Below are 22208 nucleotides of genomic sequence, written 5' to 3'. Positions count from 1 at the left end.
GGAGAAATCGGCAATGCGTAAGCGTACCAGCTTTGCAGCTATCTTCGCGATAGCACTGTTGGGGGTCATTCTGAGCGCTGGGTCGTCTTTTGCTCAGTTGTTCAATTATACCCCGTATCCATTCATTTCGATCAACCAGGAGACCTACTACCAGGACGGTAACTATCTCGTCCCGGATGCACTCCCGGGTGGTGCTCGGTATTTCCTTGTGCCGGTGTTCATTTATAATGTCGCCGATCCGCTCAAGAACCCGAACACGAAGGATGGTACGTGGAAGGACGATAACTCCCGTATCTCGGGCGTTGACGGCCAGTTCCTTGTGCCGATCCGTAGCTTCTCCTTCCAACTTCACTACCCGAACCAGGCTGTCATGCTTGATGACGACCCGGCACACGGTTCGCCGATCGTGACCCTCGGGCCGGATAAGAGCTCAGCATCGAGCCCGACGCTCGCTGCTCCGTTCTATTTCCGCTACACTGAGCAATCAGCAAATGACACCACAAACCCGTTCCATCGTATCATCCGTGTGACGGGTGCGAGCGAGGTTCCGCTTCCGTTAAGCCCGATCCCGGCCGTCGACTCGGATCAGGTGTTGCTCTACATTCGATTTAAGATTATCCCGAACTGGACCGTCAATACGACGATCATGCAGCTCGATTCAGCTGTGTTCGCCGATCACCTCGGCGATCCGCAGTACGATCCGAACAACTGGCGTCGTGGCAACCTTGCGGGTCACCGCTTGTACCAGCGTGGTCAGCTTCCGGTCTATATCACAGCACAGCCGGCGTTTGAATTCCGTCCGTTCTCGGTATTCTCGACCCAGGATAACAAGAACTATGACCTGTTGCCGACGCTCGTATTCGACCCGACGGATCCTAACGCACAGCCGCCGTCGATCAATATTCAGCTTCGTGATGCCGTTGCTTCTACCCGCTTGACGAACGTTACCATCACAACCGATCAGGATTGGTTGACGGTTGGTACGTCATCGAACGGTGGTCAGCACTCGATCTTCATTCAGAAGATCGACTATCCGGGGTCAATTTCCTCACAGGAAGTTAATCTCTGGATCACGGCTAATCCGGCTGGTTTGTTGCCGGGTGTGTACTATGGATATGTCACTCTCACCAGCGATGGTGCATCGAACTCGCCGGCTCGTATCCGCGTGATGTTTGTTGTCCGTGCCCGTCCGGATGAACCGAGCGAGGCTGGCGGAACGGGTATCCGTTTGAACATCACGAACTCCTGCACCCCAACCTGCACGCGTACGCTCGTGTTTGGTACCGGTGCCGGTGCTTCGGAAGGCATCGATCTTCTCTATGGTGAGACCGAGTTCACGGTCGGTGACCGCGCTCTCGCTCAGAGCAACCCGGATACCACCCAGCGTTGCTATGCATACTTCGAGCCGCTCAATCCGAATGCGGATCCGGAGTATCAGAACCCGAACTTCCTTGGTACGCTTCGCGACATTCGTTCGAATACGACGGATTCGACGATCCTCTACAAGGTGACCTTCGGCAGCGGCGGCCCGTTGTGCTACCCGATCACGGTATGTCTCGATCCGACGGATCTTCCGGAAGGATCACGTGTCGTTATCCGCGATATCCTCAACGGTGGCAACTTCTCGTTCAATATGCGTGAAGCAACACCGGTTGGTGGTCAGCGTTGCATCGTGCTCCGCGATCCGAGCATCACGAGCTTCATTATCGAATACACTCGTGGTACGAAGGGCCAGTTCGCCGAGCTGCAGAAGCAGGCTTGGAACTTCGTGTCGCTCCCGGTTGTCGCTCCGGACCAGTCGCCGGCAACGATCTTCCCGAACGCAACAGGCCCTGCATTTTCGTATGCATCCAACGCAGGTTGGACGGCTGCGAACCAGCTTGAGTTCGGTCGTGGATATATGATCCACTACGGCTCGGTCATTGGTAACGACAATCTCGTGGCCGGTACCCGCTCGTACAATGTTTCAAACCTCCGCATTCATGCTGGTTGGAACAGCGTCGGCGGTTGCAGCACCCCGGTGTGCACCGATCCGAGTAAGGGTTATATCTTCTTCACGCCGGTCGCTGGCAGCAACCCGAATCCGCTTTCGGAGTACTTCGAGTACGTTCCGGGTCATGGCTACCAGACGGTTGGGTATATCGTCCCGGGTCATGGCTATTTCGTAAAGGTCTCGGATGAGGGCTTCTACAATGTCCATGGCGTGACGAACGAAGGTTGCAAGAACATTGCTGATCCGACGGCACAGCTCAAGAGCGAGCTCGTGAAAGTAACGGTTCGCGATGCGGCTCAGAATGCTCAGGATCTCTACTTCGGTAATGCAGAGAACGCTCAGCCGGCATCGCACTACGAAATGCCGCCGGCTTTCATGTCGTTCGATGCTCGCTTCACGGCGAACAACGGCAACATCGTTACTGGCTCCGAAGCGCAGGCAGTGAAGATCTCGTCGACCGATTATCCTGTGACGATGAACTTCGAGAACCTCAACGGTACTGTCGAAGTTCGCGATCTCACGGGTAACGTGATCGGTTCGGTCAACGGCAAGGGCTCGGTCGTCATTCGCGACGCAAGCGTCAAGACGGTTATCGTTGCCCTCAAGGGTTCGACGACCGTTGCCGCAAACGGCTTCTCTCTCGAGTCTGCTTACCCGAATCCGGCAAGCAGCATCTCGAACTTCACCTACAGCGTCCCGACGGAAATGTTCGTGAACGTCACACTCACGAATGCGCTCGGTCAGGAAGTCTCGAAGCTCGTCAATGCGACGGTTGCTGCGGGTTCGCATCAGGTGCAGATCGACGGCTCGAAGCTTGCAGAAGGCACGTACTTCTTCACGATCCACGCCGGCAACTTCAGCCAGACGCAGAAGGTCACGATCGCTCACTAAGCCGCTTTCGCGAGCTTACGTGAAATCTTTTTCCGAAGCGGTAGTTAGTAGTAATACTAACTACCGCTTCTGATTTATAGGAGTCATACTTATGCGCCGAATATTTCTTCTGCTTTCAATTATCCTGCTTGCTGGCGTTGCTCATGCCCAGGAGTTCAAGCTGAAATTAACATATACAGTGGACGGTACGCCCTGGGCACACCCACTCTATATGGGCTATGATCCTACCGCAAGTGATTCGTTCGATTTCCCTGCTCGATGGGCGATGCCTGAATATCCGGAAGGAATGGTCGAAGTGCCGTCAAATGATTTCGGTGATGTCGACTGCAGATTCAGCGGTCGAGCGATCAATCGGGCGAATCTTGGATCGGGTTGTTATATTGATGTCCGCAAGAAACCCTCCAGCGGAGGGTTTGAACTTCGCTATGAGGTCGATCTAATCGCAAATGTTGCCACTACTGCGAAACTATCGTGGGACCAGTCCTCGATCCCGCCGATCATTAAGCATATGTATCTGGCCTCTTCGGAAAAACCTGACCATGCAACGCTCGATATGACCAAGACCGGGGAATTCAATATCCCAATGGATACATTCCGGCTGGGCAAGTACCGTCAGACGATTATCACACTGCTATACAATCAGGATACTCTCGGTGTAGAACCGACGGAAAGCAACAGTACCTGTGCAATCTATCCGACAGTGCTCAATGCAACCGGAGGCGCACATGTGTGGCTCTCTGAAGCAGGTCGGTATACTATTAGCATGATCGATGCAGTCGGCCGGGTTATTCGTCAGTATGATCTCCTTGCCGATGTAGGGGCAAACCGTCTGCCGAATAGTGTTTCCTCAGTACCTGCCGGGACATATACGGTCACTATTCGTAATCGAGAAAACGGGAATCTCTATATCCGTAGGCTGATCGTCCAATAGGCTGTGATCACGCAACCGCCGGCAGAAGATCTATTCACCTCCGCGGTCAGCACGCAGAAAGATGAGCGTGCAATCACGTTGACCGTCGCGGGGCTTACGAAGCAGATCCGCGACCTCCTCGAGACGACATTTCTCGATGTGACCGTCGAAGGCGAGATCTCGAATTTCCTCCATCATCGTTCCGGGCATCGATACTGGACGCTCAAAGATCAGGACGCGCAGATTTCATGCGTGTTTTGGAAATCGCGATCTGCCTCGTTTGATATTGCTTCCGGCCAGCACATTGTGTGTCGAGGCAGGTTGACGGTCTATCCGCCGCGAGGGAATTACCAACTCGATGTATTTCAGGTACGACCGGTCGGGGTTGGTGCCTTACAGCTTGCGTTTGAAAAACTCTTTGCCTCGCTGAAAGCAGAAGGATTGTTCGACGAATCGAGGAAGCGTCTTCTGCCCAAGTTTCCGAAACGCATCGGCATCGTTACCAGTGCGACCGGTGCAGCAATCCACGATATTCTTACTGTCCTTCGCCGGCGTTATCCGATCGCAGACGTGTTGTTACGGCCGGCAGCGGTACAGGGAGTCGGAAGCGAGCTGCAGGTTGCGCAGGCAATTCGGGAGTTCAATAGTCTGCCTGCTGCCGATCGACCGGATGTATTGATCGTCGGACGCGGAGGCGGGTCGCTCGAAGACCTATGGACATTCAACGAGGAAGCAGTCGCTCGGGCAATATTCGCCTCGGCAATTCCTGTGGTTAGCGCCGTCGGACATGAAGTCGATGTGACTATTGCCGATTTTGTTGCCGATCTGAGAGCTCCCACTCCGACAGCAGCCGCGGAGTTGATCACGCCGGACCGTAACGAACTTGTACGGACCATTACTGGGTTCGCTTCTGCCATTCAAGACCAGACGAGCACACAACTTTCGTCCCTTCGCAGCGAGCTTGTATCCCATAGCGCCGGCTATGGTCTGAAGTATGTTCTTTCTCGCGCACTCGAAGACCGTATCACGGATGTAACACGTATGGCCTCGAGCGCCAAGCTACAGGCCGATCGTGCCGTCGAACTGGCTATCCTTCGATTGGATCGCGATCGTTCGACCCTGCGAGCTCTTGATCCGAAAGGGGTCTTGGAGCGCGGCTATGCGATCCTGCAGCGCCCTGACGGCGCTGTCGTAACACAGCCGGAGCAACTTGCGGTCGATGGAGAAGCGACCGCCCATATCCATGGGGGAAGCATTCGGATTCGCCGTATATAATAGGAGTAGTTGCTCCTGCACGCTGTTTACCGGCGTCATTCTGAGCGAAGCGAAGAATCCCTTGATGAAACGTAGTGGGGCTACGCCGAAGAGATTCTTCGCTTTGCTCAGAATGACCGCTGCGTAAACCATTCAAAACGGAGCCGCGACTAAATAGGGCTGTAACGAACCCCTCCCTGGCTCGTACTGTTTTAGCACCACTATGGCAAAGAATAGCGCCGGAAGCGATTTTGCCGGCTTTGAGAAGGAATTCGAGCATCTCGGCGAGATTGTTGAACGGTTGGAATCGGGCAACATCCCGCTCGAAGAGATGCTCCGGCTCTATGAGGAAGGGACGCTCCTTGCCTCGAAACTTGCAGAAACGCTCAAAAAAGCCGAACTGAAGGTCCAGACGCTTTCGAAAGTGCACGAGGAGCTCGCATCGTTCGAGACCTCGCCGTTCGATGAACAGGAGTAGTAATTCATGGCAGAAGACGTATCGTTCGATCAGTACCCGCACCTACAGAAGATCTCGGTTCCTGCTGACCTGCGGGCCATGCCGGAATCCGAACTGCGCGCCGTGTCGTCGGATGTCCGCGAATATTTAGTCGATACGATCTCAAAGGTCGGCGGTCATTTTGGTGCCGGGCTCGGCGTCGTCGAACTGACGGTCGCGCTTCACTATGTCTTCGATACCCCGAACGATAAACTCGTGTGGGATGTCGGGCATCAAACCTATCCGCACAAGATCCTGACGGGCCGCAAAGAGCGGCTCCATACGATCCGCAAGAAGGATGGACTTGCTCCGTTCCTTCGCATGGACGAAAGCGAATACGATACCTTCGGAGCGGGGCACGCCTCTACCTCGATCAGTGCCGCACTCGGGATGGCCACCGCCCGCGATTTCGATGGAGCTGATTACAAGGTCGTTGCAATCATCGGTGACGGCTCAATGACGGGCGGAATGGCCTACGAAGCGCTCAATAATTGCGGCCTTCTTAAAAAGGATGTCATCGTCATTCTCAATGACAATCGGATGTCGATTGCACCGAATGTCTGGTCGGTACACAACTATTTTAACGATGTGATCACGAATCCGGCATTGCGCCGGATCAAGGACAAGATCTGGGATCACACCGGTGACCGTATTCGCACGGCAGGCAGCAAGCTTATCGACGGCTTGAAGGCGACCTTTACACCGGGGATGCTCTTCGAAGCACTCGGATTCCGATATTTTGGCCCCATCAATGGGCATAATGTGACGAAGCTTGTCGAGATGCTTCGATTCGTGAAGGACCAGAAGGGCCCGATCCTGCTGCATGTGATTTCCGAGAAAGGCAAAGGCTACGCCCCGGCAGAATCGCACGTCCAGCGATACCACGCAGCCGGCGGAGCGTTCGATAAACTAACCGGCGCGGCAATCGCTAAGCCGGTAACGACACCGGCGCCGCCGGATTATACCAAGGTGTTCGGCAACGCGTTGTTGGAGATCGCCGCAGAAAATCCGAAGGTCGTCGGCATCACGGCTGCCATGCCGGACGGCACCGGTCTTAATATCCTCCAGAAGGAAATGCCGGAGCGGTTCTTCGATGTAGGAATTGCCGAACAGCATGCGGTGACTTTTGCCGCAGGCATGGCCACACAGGGGTTCACGCCGGTGTGCGCGATCTACTCGACCTTCCTGCAACGAGCGTTCGATCAGGTGATCCATGACGTCTGCATTCAAAATTTGAACGTCGTCTTCGCGTTGGATCGTGGCGGCTTGGTAGGGGCGGACGGACATACCCACCATGGGATGTTCGATCTGTCGTACATGCGCCTGATCCCCAACATGACGATCATGGTGCCAAAGGATGAGCAGGAGTTGCGCGATATGCTCTATACGGCGACAGAGTACCGCAAGGGGCCCGTTGCGTTGCGCTACCCCCGCGGAAGCGGGATTGGTGTCCCGCTGGCAGCCTCTGGTTTCAATGCCGTTGCGATCGCTCAGGGCGAGATGCTCCGCGACGGGACAGACGTCGTGGTCGTCGGGGTCGGTCCGTTACTCTACGAAGCGATGAAAGCTGCTGAGGACTTGGCTCATGAGGGGATTTCAGTCGCCGTTGCCAATGCACGATTCGTCAAACCGCTCGATGAGGCACTCCTTGAAGGCTTGGCACACCGTTTCTCGGTGGTGGTCACTTTGGAGGAAAATGTGGTCTTGGGGGGCTTTGGAAGCGCTGTAGCGGAATTCTACGCTGCAAAGGGGTTGTCTCCGCGGATAAAAATGCTTGGTCTTGCCGATCACTTCGTCGAGCACGGCGCGCCGTCGGAATTACTTAAGGATGAAGGACTTACAAGGGAAGGAATCCGTGAATCCATCCGCGGGTTTGTCCGAAGCGAGCAAACGGCCAGAAAACTATTTTCTTAGAATTTTGCTCTTTTTTCCGGGTTGTCTGTAACTTTGGTGTCCAGAGGCGTTTATAAATGGGAGGGATTCAACAGGTTATCTCTCTCACCGAAGCGCCCCTAATTCCCCATCTGCGCTCCCAAAAAACTTCTCGCCGTGAATTCGCTCGTTAGAACTTATCTCCCATGAAAGTGTATTAGTATTATTGTACCATTCTTGGAGTGCAAATATTCATGACGAAGCATTTTTTATTGTTTGCAGCACTGCTCTGTATCGGTAGCGTTGGGGTGTCTCGTGCACAAGAGTTAGTCGAGCAGGGTAATGACCGTTATGACGACGGGGCATTGGAGAAAGCTCGTAACCAGTATTGGAATTCGATCCGGACAGCCGGCGATGAGAAGGATCTTGCGGTCATCGAGCGCAAGGCGTTCGAGGCGATGCAGCAACTACAGAACCGCACACGGTTCAAGACGCTCAATTCTGCAGCATGGGTTAGCATCGGTTCGAGCGCCGATGGTCACAGCAGCGGGCGTATCCGTGCAATGGCGATCGACCCTGCAAATCCGAACTTTGTATATATCGCTGCTGCCAGCGGCGGCATATGGAAAACGACGGACATTTCTGCGCGGCCGGTGAATTGGATCAATCTTTCCGATCGTCTGCCAACCACCAACTTCGGCTCGATCGCCATCGACCCTACCAACCATGATATTGTCTATGCGGGCACTGGCGAATCGCAGGGGGACGGATATCAGGATCTCTATGGGGCTGGTTTGTATAAATCTACCGATGGTGGAAATAACTGGACCAAAGTTGTAGACGTTACGAAAGGATACTACTGTTCGCAGATTCTTGTCGATGCTACAAACCCACAGCGAGTGTATGTGGCGACCGGCAGTAGCGGAGCCAATGCTTTGTTAAAGACAGAGGATGGCGGAGCGACGTGGAAGAGTGTGAGCATACCGGTGGTGGCGCTTTCGATCTCGTATGCAGCAATAGCACCCAATCGGCTGTACCTTTCGGGCTTCGGATCGATCTATCGTTCTTCTGATTATGGCGACACTTGGACAAAGTGTACCACAGGCCTGACGGCACCGAGCAAGACCAGTTTCGGCCGCATTTCGGTTGCAGTCGCTCCGTCAGATCCGTCGATCGTGTATGCCTCTATCGGCAACGGCTCGACTCGTCAAACACTTGGAATTTGGATGTCTCAGGATTCCGGTGTCAGCTGGACAATGATGAGTCAGTTCGACCCAACGGTATCTGGCTCGCCGAATCCATTGGGCAATCAGCAGGAATGGTGTAACGCGATCGCGGTACGCCCAACGGTGCCAACACAGATTTTCGTTGGTGGATTGGATGTATACAAAGTTGGTAATAGCGGTAAGTCGTACCAGAAGATCAGTGATTGGGTTGCAGCACCGACAAGCAGCAGCTACGTCCATGCAGATATTCACAATCTGGTCTTTGCAGACAATTCTACGTTGTGGGCATGTACCGATGGCGGACTTGCCAAGACGACGAACCTCTCCTCGTGGCAGACAGATATGAACCTCGGGATCTCGACATTCCAATTTGTCGGAGCCGACGCCGATAAGAACTTGACGTACACTCTTGGTGGATGCCAGGATAACGGGACATTGCGTGCTCCTATCGGAGCTGCCGAGTATCACCTGACACGCAGCGGCGACGGTGGCCGCACCTGGATCTCGCCGGATGACGGAAGCATCGCGTACACGACGTATGTCTACTCGAGCTTCTATAAGTCTCTCGACAGCGGAAAAACGTTCGGAGCGACCAATCTTGTCCAAGCAAATGCAGGTCTCTATCGGGATGACGTCGGCAATCAACCTGGTAACGGAGAGGGCGCCCCGTTTTATCCGGCGTACGACGTCTCATCCGATGGTTCTGTCATCGCCTACGGCGGGAATAGCCACATTTGGGTCTCGATGAACGGTGGAGCGGATGCATTTAACGACCACCATAGTGATAAGTCGATCACGCAAACGTACACGATCCACCTTTCCAAACAGGACCCGACGTACATGTTCGCCGGTTCGGGTATTGCGGTCTATCGGAGCACCGATTTCGGTGCGACATGGCAGAGTAAGATCGTCGGTGCCGGCGGTGAGCTTGTTACCGGGATCACTTCCGATCCGCACGACCATAACCGAGTTTGGGCGGTTACTCAAGGGACCAGCGCGAGCTTCAAACATTTTTATGCAAGCGTAGACGGCGGTGCAACGTGGACGACCCCGAGCACGCAGCTTGTCGGGATTCCATGTTGGTCGGTTGCCTACGATGCCCCGACGAATCGCATTTTCGTCGGCAGCGATAACGGCGTACTCTATTCCGAGGATGGCGGCGTAACTTGGTATCCGCTGACGAACGGCATGCCGTATACACGCGCTTCATCGTTGAAGATCAAAGGCAATTACCTGTTGGCGTCGACGTATGGCCGCGGGTTGTATTACCTCGATATGTCGCAGATCAATGGCGTGACGTCTGCAACTGCTGCCAGCGGATTGAGCATCGACGCAATCTCGCCGAACCCGATGTCTGCTTCGACAGCAACGATACGCTTCACCACACCGTCCGAGGGATACGCAGAATTGCGGATGTTCGATATGCTCGGGCGGGAGGTCAAAGTCCTTGACAAGAACTATTATCCGGCAGGTTCGCATGTCCTCAGCTTCTCGCGGGAGGGACTTGCAAGCGGCACGTATGTTGTGATGCTCGTCTCGTCCGGCCGGACGATTTCGTCGAAACTCGTCATCGACTAATACAAACTCTTGAGTTTCCCCAAGACACCTGATGTTCTTTCCCCCAAGGAAGTGCGTCAGGTGTCTTTTCCTTTTTACTAGATCGGCTATGAACATACGAACCCTGTCTTCAAGTATTGTATGCCTTCTGCTTGCGATGTCACTGGTGCGCGATGCGCACTCGACGACCCGCAGCAACTCGGTGTTCCTCTATGGCGCGCCGATCGAACGACCGCAGGCATTCCCGACGCTGCCGAAGCGCCCATTTGACGTACGTAAATACGATCTTACGCTCGATTGGCGTCACGCATTCGAGATCAAGTCGCAACAGTTTGCCGCAAAGAATATTATCACGCTTCGATTACTCGATGCGGTCCCGAGTATTACGCTCGATGCAGCGCTGATGACGATCGATACTGTGACCGTGAACGGGATTGCCGTATCGCCCGTGCCCCAACCGGATACGAACGAAACGCTTGTGATCCCGATCGATGCTTCGTTTCGTCAGGTTGGGACGGACATTGTCGTGTCGATTGCATATCATCGCACAAATACCACCCAACGAGGAGCGTATTTCTATCCGAAAGGTCAGTTCGTCGGTACGTTGAATGGGAACGATACGGTGCGCATCGCCGAGGATATTATGTACACGATGAGCGAACCGCTCGATGCGCGGTCGTGGATGCCGTGCGTGGACTTGCCGTATGACAAAGCCGATGCGGATATCACGATCATCGCACCCAATGGCATTACCACCGCATCGAACGGCGACCTGATCGAGAAGACCGCCTACGATGCCAACTCAACCCGCTGGCACTGGCGCAGCGACCGACCGATCGCGACGTATTTGATGGTTGCGGACGCAAGCGTCTATACGGTTTGGGGAGATACGTATCATCGTTTGAGTAACCCCGCCGATACCGTGCCGCTCGTGTACTATGCCTGGCCGGAAGATTATTTGCAAGACAGTATCACCGACGGATCGTGGTACAATGCGCGTCACTCGTTCCGGAATACGGCATCGATCATGTCCAACTTCGAATCGCGATATGGCGATTACCCATTCAAAAAGTATGGGCAAGTGGTGCTGCAACAGTTTTGGGCCGGCGGACAGGAACATCAGTCGATCACCTCAGTCAATCGTGTATGGATCCGAACGGACGATGAACAAGGGATGGCTCACGAAATGGCACATCACTGGTTTGGCGACAAAGTGACGTGCGAGACGTTCAAGGACATTTGGCTGAACGAAGGCTTTGCAACGTTCTCGGAGGCAATCTGGACTGAAGGATGGGGTGGAGATGGGTGGTATGTCAGTACTATGCAGAATGCAGCAAACCAATACCTGTACTCCAATTCGGCAGACAGCACCGTTCCGATCTACGATCCGCCTGGAGCGGATGATATGTTCGGTTTGCCAACGACCCTCCTATTTTACTCAAAGGCCGGGTCAGTTATTCACATGCTACGTCGGCAGGTAAACAACGACGCACTCTTTTTCAAAGCGTTGCGCGATTATACCGATACCTTCGCATATTCCACAGCGACGACGGAGGACTTCAAGCGGGTCATGAGCTCGGAGCTTGGCATGGATCTTACCGAATTTATCGATGAGTGGATCTACGGTCCCGGGCATCCGGTGTATGATATCGGTTGGGGACAGTCGCCAGCGGGAATGTTGAATGTCCATATCGTTCAGAGCCAAACGACTCGAGATCATTTCACGATGCCGGTACGATTCTTTGTGTACCACGGCACGCAGAAAGATACAATCGTATTGCAAAATACCCAGCGCGACCAACTGTTTGCTCAGTCATATCCGTATACGATTGATTCGCTCGGGTTCGATAATGAGGCGGTGATCCTGAATTTCCATCAGTTGCATTTTGATCCGCAACTTTCGGTGCCTGCATCTACCAACAATGTTGCGAGCGAGCTTCATGCTCGGTATGACAATGGCAGCCGCAGCATTCTCTGTTCGGTCACAGGTTTGCATGGATCGACCGGTCGTCTCGATCTCGTGGATATACTCGGACGAACCCTCCGAACGCTCACGTTCGGAGCTGGGATACAGGAAGGGACTTTATCGACAAGCGATATTGCAGACGGAGTCTACTTGGTGCGATACGTTGGCGATGAATCCGTATTGACGACGAAAGTCAGAGTAGCCCGCTAACGATAGCAGATCAACGCTCGATATTCACTTTGAGCGTATATGTGCCGCCAAGTACGGTACGGATCTGCATCAGATACGAACCGGCCGGCAGCGCGTTCGTAGAAATGTGTTGCTCAAGATGCCCTGCAGCGTGGGAGAACTCGGTGGCACTGACCTCGCGTCCGTCCTCGGAGTAGAACGTTACTTGCATACTCATTGCAGCAGGTAATTGGCCGCTGAGCGTAATCATATCTCGCGCGGGGTTGGGGTACACCGAGAACATTGTCTGAACGGATACCCCACGGAGATACTGATATAACGTAGTATCGCCGCATGCCATTAACAGATCGAACGCCCCGTTGACGGATCCCTGTATTGTCGGGCAGTCCATCAGCTCCGTTGAAATCGAACCGTTCACAATAAACATAGGCCCGAGATCGACCGTCGTATGGTTCGTATCGGTCAGATACGCTCGAGCGCGTATCTGAAACATCGGAAGCGTGGACGACCCGGTAAGCTTGGTCTTCGGTTTGAATTTGATGTCATACGACCACACGCCCGTTTGCGAGCGGTAGATCGTATCGAAGCTGACGCTATCGGCGAATTGCGAACCGGTGAACTCCAGAGAATCGGGTGTGAGAAGATTATCATTGAGGAGGATGCTTCCGGCGAGTTCTGGAATGATCGTCGGGACGGTCAGGGTATCGTACTTGATCGGGATCAGTGTGCTTTGTCCGGCACGCACAGCATTGATCGCGCCGATATATGGGGCGGGAATAAGCGTGCCATCGCCACCATCGGTGGTAAGCCACACGCCGCCTGTATTATCGAATGCATACACGACTTCGCCTCGGCAGCCGGTCACAAAGAATCTGCTGTCGCGAGTGTTGGATGGCCCGAAGACACGATGCCACGTCGCGCCATCGTCATCCGAGCGGTACAAACCCATGTTGCCCAAATTCGAGACTGCGGTTTGAACATACATCGTCTTCCCAACCCCGGCAATGTGGCCTGTGAATTCGAGCTTGTTGAAGCCGTATCGTGCGCTCCAGGATTTTCCTCCGTCACGAGACCAGTAGAGTGTATTCCCTGGATTGTTGGCTGCATCTTCGGCCATGGAGAAGTAATTGCCAGTTTGTTTGTCGGCATACACTCCCCACGATTCATAGAGCATGCCCCCACGCTTCCACGTGACTCCGCCGTCGGTCGTATAATATGTGTACGAATCGGGGGCGGTCCACCGAGTGGCATCCGGCCCCATAGTGACGACTCCGTTGCGATCGTCGAGAAAGTCGATGCCATTACTTCGGTCGGAGTTGTCCTGGCTAAAAAGCACTTGGGAAAACGTTTGTCCGCCATTGATTGACGAACCGCCGGTCGCAAACCAGCTTGTCATCGTGATCGCGGTAGGGGTCGCATACACACAGGTGCTCCCAAATCCGTCCTGATTCTTGATCCCGTTCCATGTAAGGCCGCCGTCGATCGTCTGTAACAGTGCATACGGGCCGAACATGACGGAGGCATACCCGACGGTTTTCGATTGCATATAGATCGAAGTGATCGCACCGATATTCGACGGAATTGCACACTGCGTCCAAGAAAGCCCGGCATCGGTCGTCAAATAAATGCCGGTGCGTGATTGCTTATCAAGATTGATCGAACCGAGGCCGACCAATCCGTGCGATGCGTCGAAGAAGAATGCACACGATGCCGGTTGTTTGAATCGGACGACCTGTTTCCACGCGGAGCTCGCCAGTGAGGCGGTACCGAGCAGTACCAATAAAACGATGGTCGATATCCGAGTTATCATTCTATTCCAAAGACACACGCTCACGTAAAGAGTTTCAAATGCAATCTCGAAAGAGTTCTTCTACTTTTGTGTAACATTGGGCGAGTTTTTGGGTTGTATGGGTATCCCAGATCGAAGACTGCCGACGACGCTCTTGCGCAAACCATTCTATCATATAGTGTTACTGGCGTTGCTTGCGACGCTCGGGCTCCTGTCCCGTGCCAACGCCCAGGAGGTTTCCCACAGACGCGACTCGGTATCCCGGCACAGAGGTGGGTCCGGTTTGCACAGCATAAAGGGGAATGTCTTCTTCGAAATCAAGAGTGTCGATATTACGCACTTCCCGCAAATGAGCGTCATCTTCAGCGCCCTCAACGATCACAATGCGTTCGTCGGCAATCTGAAGAAAGAGGATATGATCGTCATGGAGAATGGGATCCAGCGGCCGATCATCTCGCTCGATCTGATCAGTGCATCGAACCGTGTCCCGGTCGATATCGTCTTCGTCATCGATCAAACCGCATCGATGCGCGATCTGATCGCGACGGTGAAAGATAACGTCCGCCGATTCTCCGAACAACTGCGTACACATGGATTCGACTTCCGTCTCGGTTTAGTCCGTTTCAGCGATACCATCGACTGGGTGAGTCCGCACATGACCGAAGATATTGCCGAGTTCGAAAAGTGGATCAGCGATATCGAAGCGATGGGAGGGGGCGATATCAAAGAAAATGCGCTCGAAGGAATACATGCGGCCACCAAGATGCCGATGCGCAATATCGCGTTAAAGTTAGCGATCGTCATTTCCGATGCCCAATATCATCTCAAAGGCGAGCATGGCGACGGCACCACGGATTTCACGACAGCCTCAATGGGTGAGTTTCTGTATGATCATGAAATAAAACTGATCACGATCACCCCGCCCGAATTCACGGAATACCAGCAAATGTCCGGTGCGACCGAAGGCGCCAGTTTCGATATTCACAAGCCGTTCGATAGCGTGATTACGCAAGTCGCGTCGAACATCACGAGCCTGTATGCCCTGCGGTATCTTTCGCAATCGACGCTCGCTCCCGACAGCGTCCGGCTCGATATTCTTCGCAGCGACGATCAATCGCCGCTCGCCTCACGAAAACTTCAGGCGCTCGACGAAGGGAAACGATTTGTATTCGAAGACCTGCTGTTCCAGCCAAACCAGGCGTCGCTTGCACAGGAATTTATCGAAGAGCTCGAACGTGTCGTCCGCTTGCTCTTTGTTCGTCCGACGATGAAGCTGCGGATCGAAGGTCATGCCGATTCGACCGGGCCGCATGAGAAGAATATGGAGCTCTCGCAAAAACGCGCAGAAGCAGTGCGAAATTATCTGATCGGCAGCGGCATTCAACCGTCGAGACTCGAAGTTGCAGGTTACGGCGATACCCGACCGATCGCCACCAACTCCACCGAAGAAGGGCGCAGACTCAATCGTCGTATCGAGTTCTTGATTCTTGCCAAATGAGTCGGGATGCGATCACGCCTGAGTTGATCGTTGGCGCCTACCGCGCAGGATATTTCCCAATGGCTGCCGGCATCCACGGCGAGATCGGATTCTACCATTACGATCCGCGTGGTATTATTCCACTCGACGAACGGTTCGCGGTCCGAAAATCACTCGCCAAATTCATCGCCTCATCTTCGTTTCGCGTCACATCCGACCTTGCGTTCGAGGCAGTTATGCGAGGGTGTTCGCGACACGGCGATCGAGCTCCGGATGAAATATGGATCTCCGAAGAGCTGATCGGCCTCTATTGTCGTCTGCACGAGATGGGGATCGCGCATTCGATCGAAGTGTTCGACGGCGATGAATTGGTCGGAGGGTTATACGGTCTGGTGCTCGGCGCGGCGTTCTGCGGCGAATCGATGTTCAGCAGACGTCCGTATGCGTCGCAGGTTGCGTTAGTTTCGCTTGTCGAGCGGCTTCGGGTAGGAGGATTCCGAGTACTCGACGCACAGATGGAAAGTGAGCATCTAAAGCAGTTCGGACTCTACACGGTCAGTCAAACCGAGTATATGCGCCTTCTGGACGATGCCCTCCGCCACGAGGCGCACTGGGAACAAATGCCTCGTGAAACGGTCGGAGATTGATCACTTCGTGACCAGCATCTTTCTGACAACCGGTGCATCGGCGCCAGCCTTGAACTCATAGAAGTACACGCCGCTATTCGGCAGCTCCTGGCCTGAGAGTTGCAGATTATAAAATCCGTGGGCAAAGCTCTGGTGATCGATCGGTCGCGATACTTCCGCACCGGTGACGTCGAGAATGCGAATGGTAACGGACGTCCCATCCGATCCGACGTTGAATGGGATCGTGGTTACGTCATTCTCTGCGCTTGCTCCGAACGGATTCGGCATATTCATCTCGATGAAGTTCGCGGTAGAACTTCCGTTGGCGACCAGATGCGTATTCCCACAGACATCGTCAACGATGAGTACACCCTGCGTTTCAAGCGGAGTGACTTCATTTCTGTAGGGGAAAGAAACGACCGAATGCGTGAGCGTCGTTTGCGCGCCGGTCTTTGCATTGGCCGTTGCTTTGAATTTCATTCGGATAAGCGATGACGGAGCGGATAAATGTCCGCTTCCAAGGCTATCGTAGAGATCGTAGGTAAGTTGTCCCGGCGGGTCGTTCGGTGCCTGTACGAGTGTCCAGGTGCTCGACTGGGTCTGCAATTGCGGACTCACGCTCGCGCCAAGCATGGCCGCGACGGCAGGATCCCACGTGACAACACCCGAAAGATGATTGAGCTTCAGAGAATCGGGCACGGTCGAACGCAGACGCAGATTCGGATATACGACATCGGCCGGTCGCATCGACATATTGTCGAATTTGAGTTGGACGGGGATCGGCGGAATGTCCTGTGCCTTGAGGTAGAGCGTGAACGTCGAGCTATCGTCCATGATGAAGTCGATCTTCGCAGTACGCGCCCCTGCTTGAAATGCGGTCGAGGCTTTGTATGTGATCGAGATCGTGCGCCCGCCCCCCGGTGCAATCGTAAACTGTTGGGGGAAGTTAGGCGTGAAATCACCGGCATTGGCTCCGGTCGGCGTCGAGCTGAGGGTGTTGATTTCCCAGTTGCCGCTGTCTGCAAGCATGATTGTTCGAGTGGCACTATATCCATTAAACATCGCGCCAAAGTCGAGCGTATCGATGTGTGTCGCAGAATCCGCAAGGAACGTCGGGATCGCTTTTGCACCGACACCATAAATGAATGTGGTATCCGGATGCCGCGACGAATCGTTGATCATTGTCAGCCGCGCCGCAAAGGAGCCGATCGTCAGTGGCTTGAAAGTTACCGCGATTCCGAAAAGGGTGCGAGGCGGGACGGGCATGGTCGACGCCAACGGGGCCGCCGTAAATTCCACAGCGCCGTTAAGCGACACATTATACGCCGTCAGCGTATCGTGCGACGTACTGACTAACCGAATGCTGTCGCTCGGTGCACTGCCGATCCTGACCTTGCCGAAGTTCAGCGTATCGACATCGAGCACCAGATACGGAGATTCGTCGTAGCCTTTGAGGACAATAATGCGTTGCGAACTGTCGTCGAAGGTAAAGAGCAAACGCGCCGTATGAAACACAAGCGGCTGCGACGGGGTGAACGTCACCAGATATTGAGACGGCGACGCATTGACGTCGACCGTATCCTGAGTCGGATCGAAGCCGCTCAGCTTCGCATAGGAGAACTCGCCATACGGATCACCGATGATGCGGATATCGGTTGCGTGTAACTTAAAGTCGCCGATGTTCAGCAGCGACAGGGGTTTCGAATTCGGCGCTCCGAGTTGGACGATGCCGAAATCGATCACGGTATCAGGCAAAAATGCTGGGATTGGAGCTACACCGGTGCCACGAACCTGGATGGAATCGGTACGGAAGTCGCCGCCACGTCCGGTGAGGTAGCCGACGTACGGTCCTCGTGTAGCCGGCGTGAAGGTAACGCCGACGGCGCCGCTATCGCGCGATGCTACTGGTCCGAGTTGATTCAAGACGCGGAAGGCGTTGCCGGTAACGGATACCGAATCGACCGAGAGTGGTTTGCCGGAATAATTTTTGAAGATCGCATTTTGCAGTGCGGTAGTCTTGACACGAACCTTTCCGAAGTCAACGGATGTCTGGCCGAACTGCAGATATTGTGCCTCCTCGATCGCTTCGAGCGGAATGCAGTCGCTTGTCGAGTCGTCATAGTACACACAGAGTGTTGCACGGTGTACCAAGCCGGTACGGGCATGCGTCACGAATCGTACTTCGATCGGCATGGTAGTATCTTCCTGGATCGTATAGGGCAGCACCGGCGTCTTTCCGTTCGTTTGGTACAGTACGGAAAAATCTTTTGCATCGGTGCCGGTGATTTCGATACGAATCACGTTGAGCGGATAATCGCCGGAATCATGGAGAATCGAGATGAGTGTATCTGCCGAATCCGACTTCACGATGCCGTATGCCATTGGGCTCGGATTGAAGATGGCTTTTGCAACGGCTCCGATACCAAGCAAGTGAATAGAATCCCGTTTCCCCGCCGTGTTGGTGACGATGTATGCCTGAAAGGCGCCCGGTCCGAGCGGAGCGAACGTTGCCATCAGCGGGAGGGTCGCATTCGGAGCGATCGTTTTTGGCAATAATACCGCTTGTGAGAAATATTGATCGATGGGACTGACATACTGGTCCCATATCGACGCCGTTGTGTTGGCGCTCGTATTGTGAACCGTAGTGACTTGCTTCGTCGACGAAGCTCCGACTTTTACCTTCCCGAAATCAAACTCCTTCGAGCCATACGACAGCAGTGGCTCTTTTTCGATGCCGGTGAGATGAACCGAATCTTTTGTATTGTCGTCGTACAACAGTACAAAGTATGCGTCGTATAAATATCCTTGTACGCCGGCGCCTGCATGCAGCGTGATATCGAAGCCACGGGTTGAATCCGATCGAAGAAAGAACGACACGTCCGACGGAGCGAATGAATATGCGGCCTTTGCAGTCCCGGTGATATATGCGCTGTCCACGGTACAGGGCCAGTCGCCGGCGTTATGCAATGTCAGCTGCTGGGTCGAATCATCGTCCTTATAAACCAGACCATAATCCAAGGTTCGCGCAGAAAGCTGGGGGATAGGTTCTGCACCGTCACCCTGAAGGTCGACGGAATCGGACGGTACGCCGATGCCTTTGACATACAGTTTGCCGTGGTAATGCTCGCGTTTTTTTGGATTGAAATAGACCTTGATCTGACCGATGTCGCCACTAAATACATCGAAGGGGATCACTTTCTTAGGATCGACGCTGAACACTCCGGTGTCTGTAGGAGGAGGGGCAGGAAGGAGGGTTGCACTTGTCACCTTCAATACGCTGCTGCCGGTGTTCGCGACGTATGCCTTGCCGAATGGGTTCGTTCCGATGCGAACGAGGCCGAAATTGATCGAGTCGGGGCCGACACCCAGTTTTGGCGCTACGCCGGTGACTCGCAGGTTGACGCGGACGATGCGATTGTTTGCATCGGCGTTATGGGAATACACAAGCAGTTCGCTAACGATCTGCCCGGTGGTATCCGGCTGTGCCGTCACGCGAAATGCATTTGCCGATTCGTTCGGCAGCGTGAACTTGTTGCCCTTTTCGGATACGACTGTAAAGACGGAATTGTTCGCAGGACTGATGGCACGAACGACGACGCTATCGACTTGCAGCGGATCGATGCCGTAGCTGGCGATCGAGTCGATCTTGATCGATGGCTGCCCGACGAGCACGGAGCCGAAATCAAGCACGGTGCTCTCGATGGCAATACCGGCAGTCCAGCGGGCACTTCGGATCGTGAGTCCGCCGGAGGCACTGTTATAATATGCCTGCGAGGGCGCTTTGATGCGAAATGCAAGTCTGTTCGCTTGGCTCGGAATACGCAACGTATAGACGTGCGAACTTTGGTAGGCGTCGGACGGGGAAAAACTCTTATAGTATCCGCGGGTGACTGTATTGTCGATCCAGAGTCCCCAATCGAAGAGGGAGGAGTTATATGTCGGGGGATTTTGGAGCGGGGAGAAGATATTCCAACTCGGTACTTTGTAGGTATAGTCGGCATCGACACCGCTCGAAGGCTGAGACTGCCAGAAACTGTAGGTGCCGCTGATCTGCAGGTAGAAATCGGTGCCGGCTGAGAGCTGGATCTTCCCGTTGGCTACATTGCCTTTGGCGTCAACATTGACCGTATCGCGAGGCGTGGAGATGCGCCATTTTGGTTGCGCACCGATCTGCACTGCGTAGCAGGACAGCAATAAGACGGCGGCAAATATGGAGATGCGCCGTGCGCGCGAATACGGTCTGGTCAGGTGCACGATCTTCGACGAATTAGCTTGAATCCACGGTCCCCGATACCTAGATTTAAGGGCCAGGTCGAGGTGCAGGAGCATGGGGGCATAGTCTGCACTTTAAAAACAACCGAATCGTCGAATTGTTACAATTCCACGTCGAAAAACGGACCTCCCGAAGGGTGGAAGACTCTTCTCAGAATTAGGATTTTGGCTTATTTTACGAAGATATTCCTCCCGGATTGTGATGATGGTATGAAGGGGCTACTAAAGGGGCGCGTCGAAGGCTGGATTAGTTTTTTTTTCACGATGGAGTACAGGACACATTCTTTCTCGTAAAACACGTCATTTCGTTCAAATTGCATACCGAGTTTTTCCATAACCCGAATCGAGCGGATATGCTCGCGATCGGCAACGGCAACAACCTCGTCGAGCCCCCATTCCTCGAATGCACGGTGCAGTACGGCTTTGGATGCTTCCGTCGCGTATCCTTTCCCCCATGCATTGGGGAAAAACGTATAGCCTAGTTCATAGAGCCCGGTCCCAGGCAGGGGTTGGAGCCCACAACGGCCAATAAACGCCTTTTCACGGCGATCGATGACGGCGAACATGCCGAAGCCGTCACGAGTGAAATCCGCAACCATGGACCGGAATTTCGCTTCCGATTCGACTAACGTTCGTGGCGCACGGATGAAGCGCATCACTTCGGGATCGGCGAAGAGTCGCGCCACGTCGGGCAAGTCTGCTGGTTCGAACGGACGCAGCAGCAACCGGGGAGTCACAATAATGTTCATTTCCGATGTATGATGAACGCGTGCCCCCTCGCCCGTGCGCAGATGCCGGCGACATGGTCGACCTATGAACCTGAAGACATTCGTGTCGGGCAATCGCGCAGAACCACCGTCCTGCGTGCCGTACGAATGAGGGGGCAGTTGTCGTTACTGAAAATACCAACTTAGCGCCCAGTGGATTGTTACACACCACTGTCGGTGAATTCTTTTGCTCCCAAGAAAATCTATCCTTTTGGGTTGGTAGGGCGGATTTCGATCTCGGAAACGGTTGCGCCGGCCGGGAGGTTGGCGGCAAACCAGACGGATTCGGCCACGTCGGTGGCAGCAAGCATACGAACCGATCCTCCGGGGTTTTCAATTGTTGCAAAGAATGCCGTATCCACGCTGCCCGGGCAGATCGTGACGCAGCGAATATTATCGGACCGAACTTCCAGGAACAGATTCTGCATGAATCCGCGAACCCCGAACTTTGAAGCGCAATACGCAGCGCCCCCGGCAAAACCGGCTTTGCCTGCCAGCGAAGAGATCGCTACGATCGTCCCCGTTTTGGCGGCCCGCATCGGTGGCAATAACGCTCGTGTCAGGAGAAAGACACCGCGCAGATTTGTATCGAGAACAGACTTGAATTCGGCAAGCGAAAGATCCGTGACCTGTTTGAACAACCCAAAGCCCGCATTGTGAACCAGAAGGTCGGTCGTTCCGAGGTCGCTGCAGTGGTTGGCAAACCGTTCTACATCTTGCTCATTCGAGACGTCGCATGTTTCGGTAATGAACCGGTGTGTGGGAAACCGCTCAATGAGCTGAGCATGGGCTCGCTCTAACTCCGAGCCATTGCGCGCACATAACATGAATGTATGTGTGCGGGTGGTATCACGAGCGAATCGCTCGGTTACAGCAAGGCCGATTCCTTTCGATGCACCGGTAATGACGATGTTCATACTCGT

Annotated in this window: 13 protein-coding genes; 9 read left to right on the top strand and 4 right to left on the bottom strand. The window is 54.1% G+C overall.

Going from position 1 to position 22208, the window contains the following annotated elements:
• The first annotated feature begins 13 nt into the window (after positions 1-13).
• The 7 genes from JSS75_10860 to JSS75_10830 all read left to right on the top strand — a co-directional run bounded on the left by JSS75_10860 (position 14) and on the right by JSS75_10830 (position 12375).
• Entirely contained in the window at positions 14-2884 is a 2871-nt protein-coding gene (locus tag JSS75_10860) for a T9SS type A sorting domain-containing protein (GenBank protein ID MBS1904196.1), read from the top strand.
• Positions 2885-2975: 91 nt separating this feature from the next.
• Positions 2976-3815: a T9SS type A sorting domain-containing protein gene (locus JSS75_10855; GenBank protein MBS1904195.1), complete on the top strand. Its 840-nt coding sequence runs from the start codon at positions 2976-2978 to the stop codon at positions 3813-3815.
• 3 nt (positions 3816-3818) lie between these two features.
• Positions 3819-5069: an exodeoxyribonuclease VII large subunit gene (gene xseA / locus JSS75_10850; GenBank protein MBS1904194.1), complete on the top strand. Its 1251-nt coding sequence runs from the start codon at positions 3819-3821 to the stop codon at positions 5067-5069.
• A gap of 202 nt (positions 5070-5271) precedes the next feature.
• Complete coding sequence (gene xseB / locus JSS75_10845; GenBank protein ID MBS1904193.1) at positions 5272-5526, top strand: exodeoxyribonuclease VII small subunit; 255 nt, start codon at positions 5272-5274, stop codon at positions 5524-5526.
• Positions 5527-5532: 6 nt separating this feature from the next.
• Complete coding sequence (locus JSS75_10840; protein MBS1904192.1) at positions 5533-7458, top strand: 1-deoxy-D-xylulose-5-phosphate synthase; 1926 nt, start codon at positions 5533-5535, stop codon at positions 7456-7458.
• A gap of 212 nt (positions 7459-7670) precedes the next feature.
• The gene (locus JSS75_10835) at positions 7671-10220 is read left to right on the top strand and encodes a T9SS type A sorting domain-containing protein (protein MBS1904191.1); all 2550 of its coding nucleotides are present in this window, start codon (positions 7671-7673) and stop codon (positions 10218-10220) included.
• A gap of 88 nt (positions 10221-10308) precedes the next feature.
• Positions 10309-12375: a hypothetical protein gene (locus tag JSS75_10830; GenBank protein MBS1904190.1), complete on the top strand. Its 2067-nt coding sequence runs from the start codon at positions 10309-10311 to the stop codon at positions 12373-12375.
• Between the two features lie 10 nt (positions 12376-12385).
• On the opposite strand, the gene JSS75_10825 is transcribed toward JSS75_10830, so the two are convergent.
• Positions 12386-14164 (bottom strand): T9SS type A sorting domain-containing protein, encoded by a 1779-nt coding sequence (locus tag JSS75_10825; GenBank protein ID MBS1904189.1) that lies wholly within the window; start codon positions 14162-14164, stop codon positions 12386-12388.
• Between the two features lie 97 nt (positions 14165-14261).
• On the opposite strand from JSS75_10825, the gene JSS75_10820 reads away from it, so the two are divergent.
• Entirely contained in the window at positions 14262-15641 is a 1380-nt protein-coding gene (locus JSS75_10820; protein ID MBS1904188.1) for an OmpA family protein, read from the top strand.
• Complete coding sequence (locus JSS75_10815; GenBank protein MBS1904187.1) at positions 15638-16267, top strand: leucyl/phenylalanyl-tRNA--protein transferase; 630 nt, start codon at positions 15638-15640, stop codon at positions 16265-16267. Before JSS75_10820 ends, JSS75_10815 begins: the two co-directional genes overlap by 4 nt.
• Here the strand turns inward: JSS75_10815 and JSS75_10810 are convergent, their stop codons facing one another.
• From JSS75_10810 to JSS75_10800, 3 genes are all read right to left on the bottom strand, one after another.
• Complete coding sequence (locus tag JSS75_10810; GenBank protein MBS1904186.1) at positions 16268-20500, bottom strand: choice-of-anchor D domain-containing protein; 4233 nt, start codon at positions 20498-20500, stop codon at positions 16268-16270. It lies immediately after the preceding gene.
• 188 nt (positions 20501-20688) lie between these two features.
• On the bottom strand, positions 20689-21267 hold the full coding sequence (locus JSS75_10805; protein ID MBS1904185.1) for a GNAT family N-acetyltransferase: 579 nt from the start codon (positions 21265-21267) through the stop codon (positions 20689-20691).
• Positions 21268-21488: 221 nt separating this feature from the next.
• Complete coding sequence (locus JSS75_10800) at positions 21489-22202, bottom strand: SDR family NAD(P)-dependent oxidoreductase (GenBank protein MBS1904184.1); 714 nt, start codon at positions 22200-22202, stop codon at positions 21489-21491.
• Positions 22203-22208 lie beyond the last annotated feature (6 nt).

The organism is Bacteroidota bacterium, assembly GCA_018266755.1.
GTDB lineage: Bacteria > Bacteroidota > Ignavibacteria > Palsa-1295 > Palsa-1295 > JAFDZW01.
The sequence above is the reverse complement of the archived record's forward strand: the minus strand, read 5'-3'. Positions and strand labels throughout refer to the sequence as shown.